This is a genomic window from Streptomyces sp. APSN-46.1 (assembly GCF_022815725.1).
In the GTDB taxonomy this organism is placed as follows: Bacteria; Actinomycetota; Actinomycetes; order Streptomycetales; family Streptomycetaceae; genus Streptomyces.
Genome location: NZ_JALGRF010000003.1, coordinates 253,842 through 274,155, shown reverse-complemented (window position 1 = coordinate 274,155; position 20,314 = coordinate 253,842). Strand labels below are relative to the sequence as shown.

General features: G+C 72.9%; 2 protein-coding genes. Both read left to right on the top strand.

What is annotated here, in order from left to right; genetic code table 11:
• Positions 1–26: 26 nt before the first annotated feature.
• Complete coding sequence (locus MTF65_RS13500; protein WP_243628899.1) at positions 27–14,834, top strand: type I polyketide synthase; 14,808 nt, start codon at positions 27–29, stop codon at positions 14,832–14,834.
• Between the two features lie 35 nt (positions 14,835–14,869).
• The gene (locus tag MTF65_RS13495; protein WP_407077170.1) at positions 14,870–20,299 is read left to right on the top strand and encodes a type I polyketide synthase; all 5,430 of its coding nucleotides are present in this window, start codon (positions 14,870–14,872) and stop codon (positions 20,297–20,299) included.
• Positions 20,300–20,314 lie beyond the last annotated feature (15 nt).

Genomic DNA, 20,314 nt, shown 5'->3' with positions numbered 1-20,314 from the left:
TTTCTTTCGACGAGAGGTATAGAGCCATGCTGCGAACCGAATTGATCCGGCCGCTGCCCCAGCTGCTGAGGGCGAACGCCGATCGTTTCGGGACCAAGGCCGCCTACCGTGATGCCCGGCGGAGCGTGAGCCACGCCGAACTGGAGGCGCGCACTCGCAGGCTGGCAGGACATCTCGCCGGTATGAGGCTCCAGCCCGGGGACCGGGCGGCGATCCTGCACGGCAACAGCGTCGACGTCGTCGAGAGCTACCTCGCGATCACTCGGGCGGCCGGCGTCGGAGTCCCGCTCAACCCGCGCGTCACCGAGTCCGAGCTCGCCTATCTGCTCGACGACAGCGGCGCCCGCGTCGTCATCACCGAACCCTCGCGCATCGAACTCGTCGCCCGGCTGGTCCAGGACCGTCCGTACCTCCGCGTGATCGTCACCGGTGACGAGGGCGTCCAGGCCAACGCCCCGGCCGGCACCGTCTCCTTCGAGACCCTCGCCACCACCGAGCCGGCCGAGCCCGCCCGCGACGACCTCGGCCTCGACGACGTCGCCTGGATGCTCTACACCTCCGGCACCACGGGCAAGCCGAAGGGCGTGCTCTCCACGCAGCGCAACTGCCTCTGGTCGGTGGCCGCTTGCTACGCGCCCATCCCCGGCCTCTCCGAGGACGACCGGGTCGTCTGGCCCCTGCCGCTCTTCCACAGCCTCTCGCACATCGTGTGCGTCCTCGCCGTCACGGCCGTCGGCGCCACCGCGCGCATCGTGGACGGCTTCTCCGCCGACGAGATCCTCGACGCGGTCCGTGAGGAGTCGGCCACCTTCCTCGCCGGCGTCCCGACCATGTACCACTACCTCGTCCAGGCCGCCCGCGAGCAGGGCTTCACCGCCCCCGAGCTGCGCATGTGCCTGGTCGGCGGTGCGATCACCACGGCCGCGCTGCGCCGGTCCTTCGAAGAGGTCTTCAGCGCCCCGCTGCTCGATGCCTACGGCTCCACCGAGACCTGCGGTTCCATCACCATCAACTGGCCCACCGGTGCCCGGGTCGAGGGCTCCTGCGGCCTCCCGGTCCCCGGCCTCGGCGTGCGCCTGGTCAGTCCCGAGACCGGGGTGGACGTGGCCACCGGCGAGGAGGGCGAGGTCTGGGTCAAGGGCTCCAGCGTGATGGTCGGCTACCACAACCTGCCCGACGCCACCGCCGCCGCCCTGCGCGACGGCTGGTTCCGCACCGGAGACCTGGCCCGTCGCGACGAGGAGGGCTACTTCACCGTCACCGGCCGCATCAAGGAACTCGTCATCCGAGGTGGCGAGAACATCCACCCCGGCGAGGTCGAGGAGGTGCTCCGCGGCGTGCCCGGCGTGATGGACGTCGCCGTCGCGGGCAAGGCACACGAGGTGCTCGGCGAGGTCCCGGTCGCGTTCATCGTCCCGGGCCCCGAAGGCATCGACCACGAGCGGCTGTTCGAGGTCTGCCGCGAGAGCCTCTCCTACTTCAAGATCCCCGAAGAGCTGTACGAGATCGACCGGATCCCGCGCACCGCCTCGGGCAAGACCATGCGCCACGCCCTGCTGGAGCTCCCGGCCCGGCTGCTCGCCGCCTGCGGCGGTCGCTACGAATCGCTCTTCCGCGTCGACTGGCTGCCGCTGCCGTCCGTGCCCGCGCCGCAGATCGTCGCCGGTCACTGGGCCGTCGCGGGCGACATCGCCGGCACCGACTTCGCCCCGGGGCTGGAGGCCCTCGGCAACGAGGTGCAGACCTACCTGCCCCTCGGCGGGCTCGCAGGCCTGGCCGACGTGGACGGACTGGCCGACCTCGACGCCCTCGACGCCCTCGTCGAGGACCTGGCCGCCGGCGTCTCCTTCCCGGACGTGGCCCTGCTGATGCTCGGCGAGGCCGACCGGCCCACAGCCGCCCGCCGTGCCGAGGCCGTCGAAGCCCTCCTGGCCCGCGTCTCCCTCGGGCTCGACGCCTGGCTGGCCGAAGAGCGCACCGCCATGGTGCCGCTGATCATCGCCACCCGCGACGCCGTCGCCACCGGCCCCGACGACGACCTGACCGGCCTGGAACACGCTTCCGTCTGGGGTCTGCTGCGCTCGTACCAGGCCGCGTACCCGGACCGCTTCGCCCTGGTCGACCTGGGCCCCGAGGAGTGGCCGGACGAGAACGCCGCCCGCGCCGTCGCCCTCGCCTTCGCCTCCCAGGAGCCGCAGTCCGCCGTCCGCGACGGAGTGGTCCTGCGCCCCCGGCTGGTACGGGCGACCGCGTCCTCCGGCACGTCCACCGCCCCCGACACCACGGGCACCGTGCTGCTGACCGGCGCCGACGGCGTCGCGGCCGAAGCCGTCGCCCACCACCTGGTCAGCGTCTACGGCGCCCGCCGCATGGTGCTGGTCAGCAAAGACGGCAAGGCCGACGCCGTCGCCGCCGACCTCCAGCGCGAACTGGCCCGGGGCGGCGCCGAGATCCGGCTCGAAGCCTGCGACGTCGCCGACCGCAAGGCCGTCGCCAAGCTCCTCGGCAAGATCGCCCAGCCGCTCACCGCGATCGTGCACACCGCGGGCCGCGAGGCTCTCGCCGACCTCCAGGGCCGCAGCCTCGCCGTTCAGGGAGCGCTCAATCTCCACTGCCTCACCAAGGACACCACGCTCGCGTCCTTCCTCGTCGTCGCCACCGCCGACGGAGTGCTCGGCAGCCCCGGCAACGGGACCGCGGCCGGCGCCGCCGCGTTCCTCGACGCCCTGGGCGGACACCGCCACGCGGCCGGACTGCCCGCGCTCACCCTCTCCCTCGGCCCCTGGGACGGCGCCGCCGCGGCCACGTCCGGGAGCCGCGCGTGGCCCTTGGGCGCCGGTGTGCTCTCCACGCAGGAGACCCTGGCCGTGTTCGACGCCGCGCACACCGTGGCGCAGCCGCACCTGGTCGCCGTCCGCCCGGACGTCTCCGCCCTCCCCGCGGGCGAGGTTCCGCCGCTGCTGACCGACCTCTTCGAGCGCCCGGCCGGCAAGGCCGCGTCGCCCGACGAGAGCCAGGCCGAGGCGTTCCGCGCACGTTTCGCAGACCTCGCGGAGAGCGAACAGGACCGCCTGCTGCTGGACGTGGTCGTGGAGCAGATCCGCACCATCACCGGCCTCACCACCCTCGACACCGGCCTCAGCTTCAAGTCGCTCGGCTTCACCTCTGCCACCTCGGTCGAGCTGCGCAACCGCCTCACCGAGGAGTCGGGCCTGCGCCTGCCCGTCACCCTCGCCTTCGACCACCCGTCCCCGACCGCCGTCGCCGTCTACCTGCGCAAGCGCATGTTCGGCGCCCCGGCCGGCGAGCCCGTCGTGGACTTCCCGGAGCCGACGGTCTCCGACGAGCCGATCGCGATCGTGGCGATGGGCTGCAAGCTGCCGGGCGGTGTGTCCTCGCCCGAGGAGCTGTGGCGGCTGGTGGAGTCGGGTACGGACGCGATCACGGAGTTCCCGGACAACCGCGGCTGGGACCTGGAGGGGCTGTACCACCCGGACCCGGACCACACGGGCACCTCGTACACCCGGCACGGCGGATTCCTGTGCGACGCGGCTGAGTTCGACGCCGCGTTCTTCGGGATCTCACCGCGCGAGGCCACCACGATGGACCCGCAGCAGCGGCTGCTGCTGGAGACCTCGTGGGAGACCATCGAGCGGGCCGGCATCGACCCCACCTCCCTGGGCGGTTCCCGCATCGGCGTGTTCAGCGGCGTCATGCACCACGACTACGGCAGCAACCTCCAGCAGGCCCCCGAGGGCACCGAGGGCTACCTCGGCATCGGCAACGCGGGCAGCGTCGCCTCGGGCCGCGTCTCGTACACGCTCGGCCTGGAGGGTCCGGCCGTCACGGTGGACACCGCCTGCTCCTCGTCCCTGGTGGCCCTGCACCTCGCCGCGCAGTCGCTGCGCGGCGGCGAGTGCTCGATGGCCCTCGCGGGCGGAGCCGCCCTGATGCCGACCCCCGGGGTCTTCGTGGAGTTCTCCCGGCAGCGGGGTCTGGCCGAGGACGGCCGGGCCAAGGCCTTCTCCGGCTCCGCGGACGGCACGGCCTGGGCCGAGGGTGTTTCCGTGGTCCTTCTGGAGCGGCTCTCCGACGCGCGGCGCAACGGGCACCCGGTGCTCGCGGTGGTCCGCGGCTCCGCGGTCAATCAGGACGGCGCCTCGAACGGCCTCACCGCCCCCAGCGGTCCGGCGCAGGAGAGGGTCATCCGCCAGGCCCTGGCCAACGCCCGGCTGACGACGGCCGACGTGGACACCGTGGAGGCGCACGGCACCGGCACCTCCCTCGGCGACCCGATCGAGGCGCAGGCCATCCTGGCCACCTACGGCCAGAACCGTGGCGAGCGGCAGCCGCTGTGGCTCGGCTCGCTGAAGTCGAACATCGGCCACGCGCAGGCCGCCGCCGGTGTCGCCGGCGTCATCAAGATGGTCGAGGCGATGCGCCACGGCGTGCTGCCGAAGACGCTGCACGTGGACGAGCCCACCCCGAAGGTGGACTGGTCGGCGGGCGCTGTCGAGCTGCTGACCGAGGCCCGCGAGTGGACCCGTACGGACGAACGGCCGCGTCGTTCGGCTGTTTCCTCCTTCGGTGTGAGCGGGACGAACGCTCACGTGATCATCGAGGAGGCGCCGGCCGAGGAGGGTGCGGCCGAGGCCGGAGCGCCTGCTGACCGTTTGGTTCCGTTCGTGGTGTCGGCGAAGTCGGCTGAGGCGCTGAGGGCGCAGGCGGGCCGTATCGCGGACCGGGTGGAGGCCGATGGTTCGCTGTCGGCGGTGGACGTCGCGTACTCGCTGGCCACGTCGCGTGCGGTGCTGGAGCACCGCGCGGTGGTCGTCGCCGGTGACCGGGCTGCCGCAGTCGAGGCACTGCGCGCCGTGGCCGGCGGTACTACGACCGGCCAGCCCGTGACCGGAGGCCGCTTGGCGGTGCTGTTCACGGGTCAGGGTGCGCAGCGGTTGGGGATGGGCCGTGAGCTGTACGGGACGTACCCGGTGTTCGCGGAGGCGTTCGACGCGGTGGCGGCCGAGCTGGACCGGCACCTTCCGCGGTCGCTGAAGGAGGTGGTGTTCGAGGACGGTGACGAAGCTGCCGTGAACCGTACGGAGTTCACTCAGCCGGCTCTGTTCGCGATCGAGGTGGCGTTGTTCCGGCTGGCCGAGTCGTGGGGCGTCCAGGCCGATTTCGTTGCGGGTCATTCGATCGGTGAGCTGGCTGCCGCTCATGTCGCCGGTGTGTGGGATCTGGCGGATGCGGCGCGCCTTGTGGCGGCTCGTGGCCGTCTGATGCAGGCGCTGCCCACGGGTGGTGCGATGGTCGCCGTCCAGGCCACGGAGGCGGAAGTGCTTCCGTATCTGGGCGAGGGTGTCGGGATCGCGGCGGTCAACGGCCCGAACTCGGTCGTCATCTCCGGCCGCGAGGACGCCTGCCTCGCGGTCCAGGACATGTTGGTCGAACTGGGCCGCAAGACGAAGCGTCTGACGGTCAGCCACGCCTTCCATTCGGTGCTGATGGATCCGATGCTGGAGGAGTTCCGGCAGGTCGCCCAGGGCCTGACCTACAGCGCCCCGCGCATCCCGGTGGTCTCCAACCTCACCGGCAACGTCGCCGGTGCGGACGAGCTGACCGACCCCGACTACTGGGTGCGTCACGTCCGCGAAGCCGTCCGCTTCGCCGACGGGGTGCGCACGCTGCACCAGATGGGTGTGACGGCATTCCTCGAGGCGGGTCCGGACGGGGTGCTCACGGCTCTGGCCCAGGAGGTCCTCGACGGTGTCGAGAGCGCCGAGGGTCTGCGGATGGCGGCGCTGGTGCGGCGCGGGCGGGGGGAGACCGAGACGGCCCTGGCCGCGCTCGGTGTGCTCTTCGCGACCGGTCGCTCCGTCGACTGGGAAGCCGTCTTCGCAGGCACCGGTGCCCGCCGGGTCGACCTGCCGACGTACGCCTTCCAGCGCGAGCGCTACTGGCTCGAAGGCACCGCCGGTGCCGGTGACGTGACCGGCGCGGGCCTGGCCGGCGCGGAGCACCCGCTGCTCGGCGCCGTCACCCACCTCCCGGGATCCGGCGGCGTCCTGGCCACCGGTCTGCTCTCGGTCCGTACCCACCCCTGGCTCGCCGACCACAGCGTCTCCGGCACCGTCCTGGTGCCCGGCGCGGCCCTCGTGGACCTGGTGATCCGGGCCGGCGACGAGGTCGGCGCCGGCGTCGTCGACGAGATGGTCATCGAGGCCCCGCTGGTCCTGCCCGAGAAGGGCGGCGTCCGCGTCCAGGTCGTCGTCGGGGGGCCCGAGGACGGGCTGCGCGCGGTGAGCGTCTACTCGGCGGCCCCGGAGGACGGCCCGGACGCCGTCTGGACCCGGCACGTCAGCGGCTTCCTGGCCGAGCACCCCCGCTCGTCCGCCGCCGGGTTCGACTTCACCGCCTGGCCGCCGGCCGGGGTGGAGAAGATCGACACCGACGGCTTCTACGAGGACCGGGCCGCGGTCGGCCTGGTCTACGGCCCGGTCTTCCAAGGCCTCCACCGGGTCTGGCGTCGGGGCGCGGAGATCTTCGCCGAGATCCAGCTCCCGCAGGGCGCGGACCCGGACCGGTTCGGTCTGCACCCGGCGCTGCTCGACGCCGCCCTCCAGTCCAGCACCTTCTGCGCCGGCCAGGAGGCCGACGCCTCCCGGACGCGGCTCCCCTTCGCATGGAACCAGGTCGCCCTGCACGCCTCCGGCGCCACCGCACTGCGCGTGCGCGCCGTGGCGGAAGGCGCCGACGGCGTCGCCCTGGAGCTCGCCGACCAGACCGGCGCGCCCGTCGCCAGCATCGGGTCCATGGTGCTGCGCACGGTCTCCGCCGAACAGCTGGGTGCCGCCCGCACCCCGCTGCACGACGCGCTGTTCCACGTCGCGTGGACCCCGGTCGAGACGGCTGCGGTCGAGACGGCCGCGGACACCGGGCAGGACGGTACGGCCGTCTTCGCCGACTTCAGCGAGGCCGCGCCGCACGAGGGTCCGGAGGGCGTCCGCAGCCTGCTCGCGCAGGTGCTCGGCAAGCTCCAGACCTGGTCCGCCGACGCTTCGGCGCAGGACGAGCGGCTCGTCGTCGTCACCCGGGACCCGCAGCGCGACATGGCAGCCTCGGCGGTCTGGGGCCTGGTGCGCTCCGCGCAGAACGAGAACCCCGACCGCATCGTCCTCGTCGCCCTCGACGGGGACCCGAAGTCCCGCGAGGCCCTGGCCGGGGCCGTCGCCACCGGCGAACCGCAGCTCGCGATCCGCGAGGGCCGCACCACCGCCCCCCGCCTCGCCCACCACGCGTCCTCCGAGACCCTTGAGGTCCCGGACGGCACCGACGCCTGGCACCTGGACGTCACCGCCACCGGCACGCTGGAGAACCTGGCGCTGCTGCCGAGCCCCGAGGTGCTGGAGCCCCTGGCCGAGGGCCAGGTCCGGGTCGGCGTCCGCGCCGCCGGCCTGAACTTCCGCGACGTGCTGATCGCCCTGGGGATGTACCCGGGCCGTGCCTCGTTCGGCGGTGAGGGCGCCGGTGTGGTCATCGAGGTCGGCCCCGGGGTCACCACGCTCGCCCCGGGCGACCGGGTGATGGGTCTGCTGCGCGACGGCTTCGGGCCGCAGGCGCTCGCGGACCACCGCAACCTGGTGCGCATGCCGGCCGGCTGGACGTACGAGCAGGCCGCCACCGTCCCGATCGTCTTCACCACCGCCTACTACGGCCTGAAGGACCGGGCCGGCCTGACCGCGGGCGAGTCGGTGCTGATCCACGCCGCCGCCGGTGGCGTGGGCATGGCCGCCGTACAGCTCGCCCGCCACTTCGGTGCCGAGGTGTTCGGCACCGCCAGCCCCGGCAAGTGGGACACCCTGCTGGCCAACGGCCTGGACGCGGCGCACATCGGCAACTCCCGCACCCTGGAGTTCAAGGAGAACTTCCTCGGCGCCACCGGCGGGCGCGGCGTGGACGTCGTACTCGACGCCCTGGCACACGAGTTCGTCGACGCCTCCCTCGAACTTCTGCCGCGCGGCGGCCGGTTCCTGGAGATGGGCAAGACCGACATCCGCGAGCCCGAAGAGGTCGCCGCCGCCTACCCGGGCGTCGCCTACCAGGCGTTCGACCTGGTCGAGGCGGGACCGGACCGGGTCCAGGAGATCCTGCGCGAGCTGGTCGACCTCTTCGAGCAGGGCTCCCTCCAGCCCCTGCCGGTCAAGGTCTGGGACGTCCGCAAGGCCCCCGAGGCCTTCCGCTTCCTGAGCCAGGCCCGGCACATCGGCAAGGTCGCCCTGAGCGTGCCGCGCGAGCTCGATCCGGTGGGGACGGCTCTGATCACGGGTGGTACGGGGACGCTGGGCAAGCTGGCGGCGCGGCATCTGGTGGTGGAGCACGGCGTACGGAACCTGATCGTGACGAGCCGTCGCGGTGCGGCGGCCGAGGGAGCGGTGGAACTGCGGGAGGAGCTGTCGGCCCTGGGTGCGGATGTCCGTATCGAGGCGTGTGACGCGGCCGACCGCGACGCACTGGCGGCGTTGCTGGCAAGCATCCCGGCCGACCGCCCGCTGACCGCCGTCGTGCACACAGCGGGGGTCCTGGACGACGGTGTGATCTCCGCGCTGACCCCGGAGCGCCTCGACACGGTGCTGCGGCCGAAGGTCGATGCGGCCTGGAACCTGCACGAGCTCACCCAGGACCTCGACCTCGCCGCCTTCGTCCTCTACTCCTCGGCGTCGAACGTCTTCGGCAACCCGGGCCAGGCCAACTACGCGGCTGCCAACGGCTACCTCGACGGCCTCGCCCGCCACCGCCGGACCCTCGGACTGCCCGCCGTCTCGATGGCCTGGGGCTTCTGGTCCGAGAGCAGCGCCATGACCGAGGGTCTCGACGGCGCCGCACTGCAGCGCAACAAGCGCGACGGCATGCTCGGCATCACCGCCGAGATCGGCATGGCCCTCTTCGACGCCGGGCTGCGCTCGGCCGAAGGCTCCCTCGTCCCGGCCCGGCTCGACATCCCCGGCCTGCGCTCCCGCTCTGCCGGCGAGCCCGTACCGGTGCTGCTCCGCGGCCTCGTACGACAGGGCCGTCAGGCGGCCAAGGCCGCTTCTGTCAGCGCCGGTTCGCTGGCCCAGGAAGTGGCCGGGCTACCGCGGGAAGAGCAGCAGCGGGTGCTGCTGGAGCTGGTCCGCGAGCAGGCCGCGAGTGTGCTCGGCCATTCCGCCGCGCACACCGTGGACGGCGAGCGTGCCTTCAAGGACGCCGGCTTCGACTCGCTGACCTCCGTGGAACTGCGCAACAGGCTCAGCTCCGCCACGGGAGTCCGGCTCGCCGCAACCGTCGTCTTCGACTACCCGACCCCGGTCGCCCTCGCCCGCCACCTGCTCACCGAGCTGGGTGTCGGTGACGAGTCGGCCGCCGCCAAGGCCGCCCCGGCCGCCAAGGCCGTGTCCGGCAGCGGCGCGGACGAGGACGACCCGATCGCCATCGTCTCCATGGGCTGCCGCTTCCCGGCGGGCGCCCACACCCCCGAGGCCCTGTGGCAGCTGGTCGCCGACGGTGTCGACGCCATGGGGGACTTCCCCGAGAACCGCGGCTGGGACCTCGACGGCCTCTTCGACCCGGACCCGGAGGCGCTCGGCAAGTCGTACGTGGACCGGGGTGCGTTCCTGCACGACGTCGCCGAGTTCGACGCCGCGTTCTTCGGGATCTCGCCGCGCGAGGCCACCGCGATGGACCCGCAGCAGCGGCTGCTGCTGGAGACCTCGTGGGAGGCCATCGAGCGGGCCGGCATCGACCCGGCCGAGCTGCGCGGCAGCGACACCGGCGTCTTCACCGGCCTGATCAGCCACGACTACACCGTCAAGCTCCAGACCTCGCAGGCCGAGCTGGAAGGCATGCGCCTGACCGGTACGGCCGGCAGTGTCGCCTCGGGCCGCGTCTCGTACGCACTCGGTTTCGAGGGCCCGTCCCTCTCCGTCGACACCGCCTGCTCCTCGTCCCTGGTGGCCCTGCACATGGCCGTCCAGGCGCTGCGTTCCGGCGAGTGCTCGATGGCCCTGGCCGGCGGCGCGATGGTGATGTCCACCCCGGAGACCTTCGTGGAGTTCTCCCGCCAGCGCGGCCTGGCCGCGGACGGCCTGGTGAAGGCCTTCTCGGCCGCCGCGGACGGTACGGCCTGGGCCGAGGGGGTCGGCGTGCTCCTGGTCGAGCGGCTCTCCGACGCGCGGCGCAAGGGGCACCCGGTGCTCGCGGTGGTCCGCGGTACGGCCGTCAACCAGGACGGTGCGTCGAACGGCCTCACCGCCCCCAACGGGCCCGCCCAGCAGCGCGTCATCCAGCAGGCCCTCGCCAATGGCGGAATCACGCCGCAGGACGTCGACGCGGTGGAGGCGCACGGTACGGGCACCGCGCTCGGAGACCCGATCGAGGCGCAGGCGCTCCTGGCCACCTACGGCCAGAACCGTGGTGACCTGGACCCGCTGTGGCTGGGCTCGCTGAAGTCGAACATCGGCCACGCCCAGGGCGCCGCCGGTGTCGCGAGTGTCATCAAGATGGTCATGGCCCTCCAGCACGAGGTGCTGCCGAAGACGCTGCACGTGGACGAGCCCACCCCGAAGGTGGACTGGTCGGCGGGCGCTGTCGAGCTGCTGACCGAGGCGCGCGCCTGGCCGCGCGGTGAGCGTGCGCGCCGAGCCGGTGTCTCTTCCTTCGGTGTGAGCGGGACGAACGCCCACGTGATCGTCGAGGAGGCGCCGGCCGAGGAGGGCGCGGCCGAGGCCGGAGCGCCTGCTGACCGTTTGGTTCCGTTCGTGGTGTCGGCGAAGTCGGCTGAGGCGCTGAGGGCGCAGGCGGGCCGTATCGCGGACCGGGTGGAGACGGATGCGTCGCTGTCTGCGGTGGACGTCGCGTACTCGCTGGCCACGTCGCGTGCGGTGCTGGAGCACCGCGCGGTGGTCGTCGCCGGTGACCGGGCTGCCGCAGTCGAGGCACTGCGCGCCGTGGCCGGCGGTACTACGACCGGCCAGCCCGTGACCGGAGGCCGCTTGGCGGTGCTGTTCACGGGTCAGGGTGCGCAGCGGTTGGGGATGGGCCGTGAGCTGTACGGGACGTACCCGGTGTTCGCGGAGGCGTTCGACGCGGTGGCGGCCGAGCTGGATCGGCATCTTGAGCGGTCGCTGAAGGAGGTGGTGTTCGGGGATGACGCGGAGGCGGTGAACCGTACGGAGTTCACCCAGCCGGCCCTGTTCGCGATCGAGGTGGCGTTGTTCCGGCTGGCCGAGTCGTGGGGCGTCCAGGCCGATTTCGTTGCGGGTCATTCGATCGGTGAGCTGGCTGCCGCTCATGTCGCCGGTGTGTGGGATCTGGCGGATGCGGCGCGCCTTGTGGCGGCTCGTGGCCGTCTGATGCAGGCGCTGCCCACGGGTGGTGCGATGGTCGCCGTCCAGGCCACGGAGGCGGAAGTGCTTCCGTATCTGGGCGAGGGTGTCGGGATCGCGGCGGTCAACGGCCCGAACTCGGTCGTCATCTCCGGCCGCGAGGACGCCTGCCTCGCGGTCCAGGACATGTTGGTCGAACTGGGCCGCAAGACGAAGCGTCTGACGGTCAGCCACGCCTTCCATTCGGTGCTGATGGATCCGATGCTGGAGGAGTTCCGGCAGGTCGCCCAGGGCCTGACCTACAGCGCCCCGCGCATCCCGGTGGTCTCCAACCTCACCGGCAACGTCGCCGGTGCGGACGAGCTGACCGACCCCGACTACTGGGTGCGTCACGTCCGCGAAGCCGTCCGCTTCACCGACGGCATCCGCACCCTCCACCGGATGGGCGTCACGGCCTTCCTCGAAGCAGGCCCGGACGGAATCCTGACGGCCCTGGCACAGGAAATCCTCGACGGCGTCGACGGCACCGAGGGCCTGCGATCGGCGGCGCTGGTGCGCCGTGGTCGGGCGGAGGCCGAGACGGCTCTGGCCGCGCTCGGTGTGCTGTTCACGACCGGCCGTATCCCCGACTGGGAAGCCGTCTTCGCCGGCACCGGTGCCCGCCGGGTCGACCTGCCGACGTACGCCTTCCAGCGCGAGCGCTACTGGCCCGAGAACGCGGTAACGGCGGGCGACGCCACCTCGCTCGGCCTCGTCGGCGCCGACCACCCGCTGATCGGCGCCTGGGTCCACCTGCCCGAGACGGGCGGTGTCCTCGGTACCGGGATGCTGTCGGCCCGTACCCAGCCCTGGCTGGCCGATCACGTCGTATCCGGCACCGTCCTGGTGCCCGGCGCGGCCCTGGTCGAGCTGGCCGTCCGGGCCGGCGACGAAGCCGGTGCGGGCACGGTCGACGAACTGGTCATCGAGGCCCCGCTGGTCCTGCCCGAGAAGGGCGGCGTCCGCATCCAGGTCTCCGTGGCCGGTCTCGACGACCTCGGCCGCCGTCCGGTCGCCGTGCACTCGGCAGCCCCGGACGAAGGCCCGGAGGCCACCTGGACCCGGCACGTCAGCGGCTTCCTCACCGCCGCCCACGAGCCCGCCGGCTTCGACTTCGGAGTCTGGCCGCCGGCCGGTGCCGAGAGCGTCGACGTCAGCGACTTCTACGACCGCCAGCTCGACGCCGGCTACGCGTACGGCCCCGTCTTCCAGGGCGTCCAGGCCGTATGGACCAAGGGCGACGAGGTGTACGCCGAGGTGGCCCTGCCCGAGGGCCAGGCGCCCGAGCGGTACGGGCTGCACCCGGCCCTGCTCGACGCCGCCCTCCAGACCACCAGCTTCCTGGGCGCGGCCGACACCGAAGCGGGCACCACCCGGCTCCCCTTCGCCTGGAACCAGGTCGCCCTGTACGCCTCCGGCGCCACCGCACTGCGGGTACGGGCGGTCCGGGCCGCCGGGGACGGGCTGTCGCTGAGCATCGCGGACCAGACCGGCGTACCGGTCGCCGCCATCGGCGCCCTCGTCATGCGGGCGGTGTCCACCGCCGAGCTCGGCGCGGCTTCCGCTCCGGTCCACGACGCGCTGTACCGGATCGAGTGGGCGCAGGTCTCCCTGCCTCGTACGGAGGGGGCGCAGCTGACCACGGTCACGGACGCCACGACCGTCCGGGACGCGGCCGCCGGCACCACCGTGCCGGGGATCCTCCTGCTCGACGCCACCGGAGCGGCCGAACCGGCGGGTGCGCACCGCGCCCACGCCGTCACGGCCCGGGTGCTCGGGGCACTCCAGGCCTGGGCCGCCGAGCCCGCCCTCGACGGCACGCAGCTGGTCGTCGTGACCAGCGGCGCCGTCGCCGGGGTCAGTGACCCGGCCGGCACCGCGGTCTGGGGCCTGGTGCGCTCGGCACAGGCGGAGCACCCGGACCGGATCGTCCTGGTCGACCTGGACACCAATATGGGCGACGCCCGCACCCGGGAACTGATCGCCTCGGCCGCCGCCTCCGGCGAACCGCAGCTGGCGATCCGCGAGGGCGTGGCCACGGCGCCGCGACTGGCCCGTGAACCCCGTGCGGCGGACGAGGACGTCATCTCGCTCGACCCGGCCGGGACGGCTCTGGTCACGGGTGGTACGGGGACGCTGGGCAAGCTCGTGGCCCGGCATCTGGTGGTGGAGCACGGCGTACGGAACCTGATCGTGACGAGCCGTCGCGGTGCGGCGGCCGAGGGCGCGGTGGAACTGCGGGAGGAGCTGTCGGCCCTGGGTGCGGATGTCCGTATCGAGGCGTGTGACGCGGCCGACCGCGACGCACTGGCGGCGTTGCTGGCAAGCATCCCGGCCGACCGCCCGCTGACCGCCGTCGTGCACACAGCGGGGGTCCTGGACGACGGTGTGATCTCCGCGCTGACCCCGGAGCGCCTCGACACGGTGCTGCGGCCGAAGGTGGACGCGGCCTGGAACCTGCACGAGCTCACCCAGGACCTCGACCTCGCCGCCTTCGTCCTCTACTCCTCGGCAGCCGGTGTGTTCGGTACACCGGGCCAGGGCAACTACGCGGCTGCCAACGCCTACCTGGACGGTCTCGCCCAGTTCCGGCGCGAGCGCGGCCTGAGCGCGGTCTCCCTCGCCTGGGGCCTGTGGGCCGAGGCGACCGGAATGACCGCCCACCTCGCAGACGCCGATCTCCAGCGGGGCAAGCGGGGCGGCATGCTGGGTCTGCCGAACGACGAGGGCCTGGCCCTCTTCGACGCCGGGCTGGGGTCGCCGGAGGCGACGCTCATGCCGGCCAGGCTCGACCTCGCCGAACTGCGCGCCCAGGCGGCGAGCGGATCCCTCCAGCCCATCCTGCACGGGCTGATCCGCCCGGCCCGCCGGACCGCCAAGGCCGCCACCGCGCCCAAGGGCGAGACGCTGGCCCAGCGGCTCGTCGGCCGGTCCCCGGAGGAGCGGGGGCAGCTGCTGCTCGACCTCGTACGCGGAAACGTGGCCACCGTCCTCGGGGTCTCCAACCCCGCCACCGTCGATGCGAACCGGGCCTTCAAGGACGCGGGCTTCGACTCCCTCACGGCGGTCGAGTTCCGCAACAGGCTCACCGAGGCGACCGGGGTCCGGCTGCCCGCGACCCTCGTCTTCGACTACCCGACGCCGACCGCCCTCGTCCGGCTCCTCCAGGAGGAGCTGAAGTCGGCGGAAGCTCCGGCGCAGACCCTCTCCGTACTCGATGAGCTGGACCGCCTTGAGCGGGCCCTGACCGGCCCGGCCATGGACCAGGACACCAAGGCGCAGGTCGCCCAGCGGCTCCAGGACCTCACCGGGCAGTGGGAGAGCCTCCACGGCGGGTTCGGCGGGCTCGACGGAATCGACGGCTTCGACCTGGACGCGGCGACGGACGACGAGGTCTTCGCCCTCATGGACAGCGAACTCGGTCTCTCCTGACCGGCCGGTGCACCGCAGAACTCGAAGGGACGGACATACAGATGAGCAACGAGAACAGCGCCGGCGCCGTCGGCAACGAGGCGAAGCTGCGCGACTACCTCAAGCGCGCGCTGACCGATCTGAAGAAGGCCAACGGCCGGCTCCGCGAGGTGGAGGCCGAGAAGTCCGAGCCGATCGCGATCGTGGCGATGGGCTGCAAGCTGCCGGGCGGTGTGTCCTCGCCCGAGGAGCTGTGGCGGCTGGTGGAGTCGGGTACGGACGCGATCACGGAGTTCCCGGACAACCGCGGCTGGGACCTGGAGGGGCTGTACCACCCGGACCCGGACCACACGGGCACCTCGTACACCCGGCACGGCGGATTCCTGCACGACGCGGGTGAGTTCGACGCCGCGTTCTTCGGGATCTCACCACGCGAGGCCCTCGCGATGAACCCGCAGCAGCGGCTGCTGCTGGAGACCTCGTGGGAGACCTTCGAGCGGGGCGGCATCGACCCGACCAGTCTCCAGGGCAGCAGCGTCGGCATCTTCGCCGGCGTCATGCACCACGACTACGCCCCGATGGGGCAGCGCATCCCGCCCGCCGTCGAGGGCATGCTCGGCATCGGCAATTCGGGCAGCGCCACCTCGGGCCGGGTCTCGTACACGCTCGGCCTCGAAGGCCCCGCGGTGACCATCGAGACGGCCTGCTCGTCCTCCCTGGTCGCCATCCACCTGGCCACGCAGTCGCTGCGGCAGGGCGAGTGCTCGATGGCCCTGGCCGGCGGGGTCGCCGTGATGGCCACCCCGGACGGATTCGTGGAGTTCTCCCGCCAGCGCGGTCTGGCCGAGAACGGCCGGGCCAAGGCCTTCTCGGCCGCGGCCGACGGAACCAACTGGTCCGAGGGCGCCGGCCTGCTGCTGCTGGAGCGGCTCTCCGACGCGCGGCGCAACGGACACCCGGTGGTCGCGGTGATCCGGGGAACGGCCGTCAACCAGGACGGTGCGTCGAACGGGCTCACCGCCCCCAACGGGCCCGCCCAGCAGCGCGTCATCAAGGCCGCGCTGGCGAACGCTCGGCTGACGCCGGCCGACGTGGACACGGTGGAGGCGCACGGCACGGGTACCGCCCTCGGTGACCCGATCGAGGCGCAGGCCATCCTGGCCACCTACGGTCAGGACCGGGGCGAGCGGGAGCCGCTGTGGCTCGGCTCGCTGAAGTCGAACATCGGCCACGCGCAGTCGGCCGCCGGTGTCGCCGGCGTCATCAAGATGGTCGAGGCGATGCGCCACGAGGTGCTGCCGAAGACGCTGCACGTGGACGAGCCCACCCCGAAGGTGGACTGGTCGGCGGGCGCTGTCGAGCTGCTGACCGAGGCGCGTGCTTGGCCGCGCGGTGAGCGTGCGCGCCGAGCCGGTGTCTCTTCCTTCGGTGTGAGCGGGACGAACGCCCACGTGATCGTCGAGGAGGCGCCGGCCGAGGAGGGCGCGGCCGACAACCGGGAGGATGCGGCGGAATTCAGTGGTGACCTGCCCTTCACGGTGTCGGCGAAGTCCGCGCAGGGCCTGAAGGCCCAGGCCGGGCGACTGGCCGACCTGCTGGAGGCGGATGACTCGCCGTCGGTGCTGGACGTCGCGTACTCGCTGCTGACCTCGCGTGCGGCGCTGGAGCACCGCGCGGTGGTGGTCGCCGGTGACCGGACGGGTGCGGTCGAGGGCCTGCGGGCCCTGGCCGCCGGCCGACCGGTCCCCGGGGGCGCGCCGGGTGTGGTGACGGGTGGCCGTCTGGCGGTGCTGTTCACGGGTCAGGGTGCGCAGCGGTTGGGGATGGGCCGTGAGTTGTACGGGACGTACCCGGTGTTCGCGGAGGCGTTCGACGCGGTGGCGGCCGAGCTGGACCGGCACCTTCCGCGGTCGCTGAAGGAGGTGCTGTTCGAGGACGGTGACGAAGCTGCCGTGAACCGTACGGAGTTCACTCAGCCGGCTCTGTTCGCGATCGAGGTGGCGTTGTTCCGGCTGGCCGAGTCGTGGGGTGTGCGTCCTGATTTCGTTGCGGGTCATTCGATCGGTGAGTTGGCTGCCGCTCATGTCGCCGGTGTGTGGGATCTGGCGGATGCGGCGCGTCTTGTGGCGGCTCGTGGCCGTTTGATGCAGGCGTTGCCCGTGGGTGGTGCGATGGTCGCCGTTCAGGCGACGGAGGCGGAAGTGCTTCCGTATCTGGGCGAGGGTGTCGGGATCGCGGCGGTCAACGGCCCGAACTCGGTCGTCGTCTCCGGCCGCGAGGACGCCTGCCTCGCGGTCCAGGTGAAGCTCACTGAACTCGGCCGCAAGACCAAGCGGCTGACGGTCAGCCACGCGTTCCACTCGATGCTGATGGACCCGATGCTGGAGGAGTTCCGGCAGGTCGCGCAGGGTCTCACCTACAGCGCCCCGCGCATCCCGGTGGTCTCCAACGTCACCGGCAAGGTCGCGGGCGCCGACGAGCTGACCGACCCCGACTACTGGGTGCGTCACGTCCGCGAAGCCGTCCGCTTCACCGACGGCATCCGCACCCTCCAGGACCAGGCCGTCAACGTCTTCCTGGAGCTCGGTCCCGGCGGAGTCCTCACCGGGATGGGTCAGGACTGCGTCACGGAGGACACCGACACGCTGTTCGTCCCCTTCCTGCGCGCCAATGCCTCGGAGGTGCGCACGGCGGTCACCGCGCTGGGCCGGCTGCACACGGCCGGTCTGCCCGCCGACCTCGCGGCCCTGGCTGCGGGCGGCCGGCGCGTGGACCTGCCGACGTACGCCTTCCAGCGCGACTGGTACTGGCTCCAGCCGCTCGACTCCGGCGCGGACGCGGCCTCGCTGGGGCTGACCCCCGCCGGGCACGCCCTGCTCGGCGCCTTCCTTCCGCAGGCGGACGGCGGGGTGCTGGGCACCGGGGTGCTCTCGGTCCGTACCCACCCCTGGCTCGCCGACCACACCGTCTCCGGCACCGTCCTGGTGCCCGGCGCGGCCCTCGTGGACCTGGTGATCCGGGCCGGCGACGAAGCCGGTACCGGGACGATCGACGAGCTCGTCATCGAGGCCCCGCTGGTCCTGCCCGAGGGCAGTGGCGTCCGCGTCCAGGTCACGGTCGGCACGCTCGACGAGCTGGGCCGGCGCCCGGTGTCGGTTCACTCGACTGCTCTGGACGCGAGCTCCGAGGCACCCTGGATCCGGCACGTCAGCGGCTTCCTCCTCAAGGAAGAGCCGGCCGGTGGCTTCGACTTCGGCTTCGGCAGCTGGCCGCCCGCCGGCGCCGAGCAGGCCGACCTGGCCGGCCACTACACCGGCCGCGCCGCGGCCGGTCTGGAGTACGGCCCGCTCTTCCAGGGGCTGCGGTCCGTGTGGACCAAGGACGGCGAGGTCTACGCCGAGGTGGCGCTGCCCGAGGGTGAGGCACCGGAGGGCTTCGGGCTGCACCCGGCGCTGCTCGATGCCGCCTTGCAGGCGAGCGCGTTCGCGGCCCCGGCCGGCTCCGGCGCGGAGGCCGAGCCGCTGCGGCTGCCGTTCGCCTGGAACCAGGTCACCCTGCACGCCTCCGGCGCCACCGCGCTGCGCGTGCACGTAACCGGGGCAGGTGCCGGTACGGACGAGCTGGCCCTGCGCCTCGCCGACCAGGCCGGGGTCCCGGTCGCCACCATCGGCTCGCTCGTCACCCGGCCCTTCTCGCCCGAGTCCTTCGACGCCGGGCGGGCCGCCCTCGCCGACGCGCTGTTCCGGCCCGACTGGGTGCCCGTCAGGGCGGCCGTCGAGACCGCGACCGTCGACGCCCCCGTGGCCCCGGTCCTCCTCGGCACCGACCACGCCGACCTCAAGGCCCTCGTCGCGGCCGTCCGGGCGGGTACCCCGGTACCGCCGGCCGTACTGGCCGACTTCACCCGGGCGCCCTCGGACCGCGGTCCGGACCGGACCCGCGAGCTCACCGCACGTGCCCTGGAGCTGATGCAGGCCTGGAGCGCCGCGCCCGAGCTGGAGTCCTCGCGCCTCGTCGTCCTGACCCAGGGCGCGGTCCGCGGCGTGACCGACCCCGCCGCCGCGGCGGTGTGGGGCCTGGTGCGCTCGGCGCAGTCGGAGAACCCGGAGCAGTTCGTCCTCCTCGACCTCGATGAGGACACCGAGCCGCGGGACGCCGTATGGGCCGTCCTGGCGTCGGGAGAACCGCAGCTGGCGATCCGGGCCGGCGTGGCGGCGGCGCCCCGCCTCGTACGGGAGATCCCGTCGGCGGCCGGCCACGGCCGGGCTCTCGATCCGGTGGGGACGGCTCTGGTCACGGGTGGTACCGGGACGCTGGGCAAGCTGGCGGCGCGGCATCTGGTGGTGGAGCACGGCGTACGGAACCTGATCGTGACGAGCCGTCGTGGTGCGGCGGCCGAGGGTGCGGTGGAGCTGCGGGAGGAGCTGTCGGCCCTGGGTGCGGATGTCCGTATCGAGGCGTGTGACGCGGCCGACCGCGGCGCACTGGCCGCGCTGCTGGCAAGCATCCCGGCAGAGCACCCGCTGACCGCCGTGGTCCACACGGCGGGGGTCCTGGACGACGGCGTGATCTCCGCACTGACCCCGGAGCGCCTCGACGGGGTGCTGCGGCCGAAGGTGGACGCGGCCTGGAACCTGCACGAGCTCACCCAGGACCTCGACCTCGCCGCCTTCGTCCTCTACTCCTCGATCGCCGGCACGGTGGGCAGTGCGGGCCAGGGCAACTACGCGGCCGCCAACGCCTACTTGGACGCCCTCGCCCAGCACCGCGCGGCGGCCGGACTGCCCGCGACCTCGCTCGCCTGGGGTGTCTGGGAGCAGGCCGGCGGCATGCAGGACGCGCTGGCGCAGAGCGACGTGGAGCGCATGGCACGCAGTGGCATGAGGCCGCTGTCCGCCGAGACCGGAATGGCCCTCTTCGACGCCGGACTGCGCTCGGAGCACGCCGTCCTCGCACCGGTGAAGCTCGACCTCGCCGCCCTCGGCAGCCGTTCTGCGGGCGCGCCGGTGCCGTCCGTCCTGCGCGGGCTGGTGCGTCCGGCCCGCCGGGCCACGCAGGCCGCCGCCCCCGCGGGCGACTCCCTCGTACAGCGGCTGTCCGCCCTCTCCGGGCGGGAGCGCGAGCAGGCCGTCCTGGACCTGGTCAGCGAGCAGGCGGCGGCAGCGCTGGGGATGGCCGATGCGAACGGTATCGGGCCGGACCAGGCCTTCAAGGAGCTCGGCTTCGACTCGCTCACGGCGGTCGAACTGCGCAACCAGCTGGCCCTGGTCACCGGTATCAGGCTGCCGGTCACGCTGGTATTCGACTTCCCGACGCCGCTGGCCCTCGCCCGGCGCATCCAGAGCGAACTGCTCGCGGAGAGCGCCGTACCCGAGGCCGAGCCGGAGCGGGCGCCGGATCAAGAGCAGCAGCAGGAAGGCGAGCTGATCGCCGACATGGATGTGGAAAGCCTCGTGGCACGCGCACTCGCCAGCACGAGCAATTGATTCGGTCTGGAACCG

What these genes read in the sequence shown, in the direction of transcription:
- MTF65_RS13500 (WP_243628899.1), top strand. Translation starts at nt 27, where the DNA reads ATGCTGCGAACCGAATTGATCCGGCCGCTGCCCCAGCTGCTGAGGGCG.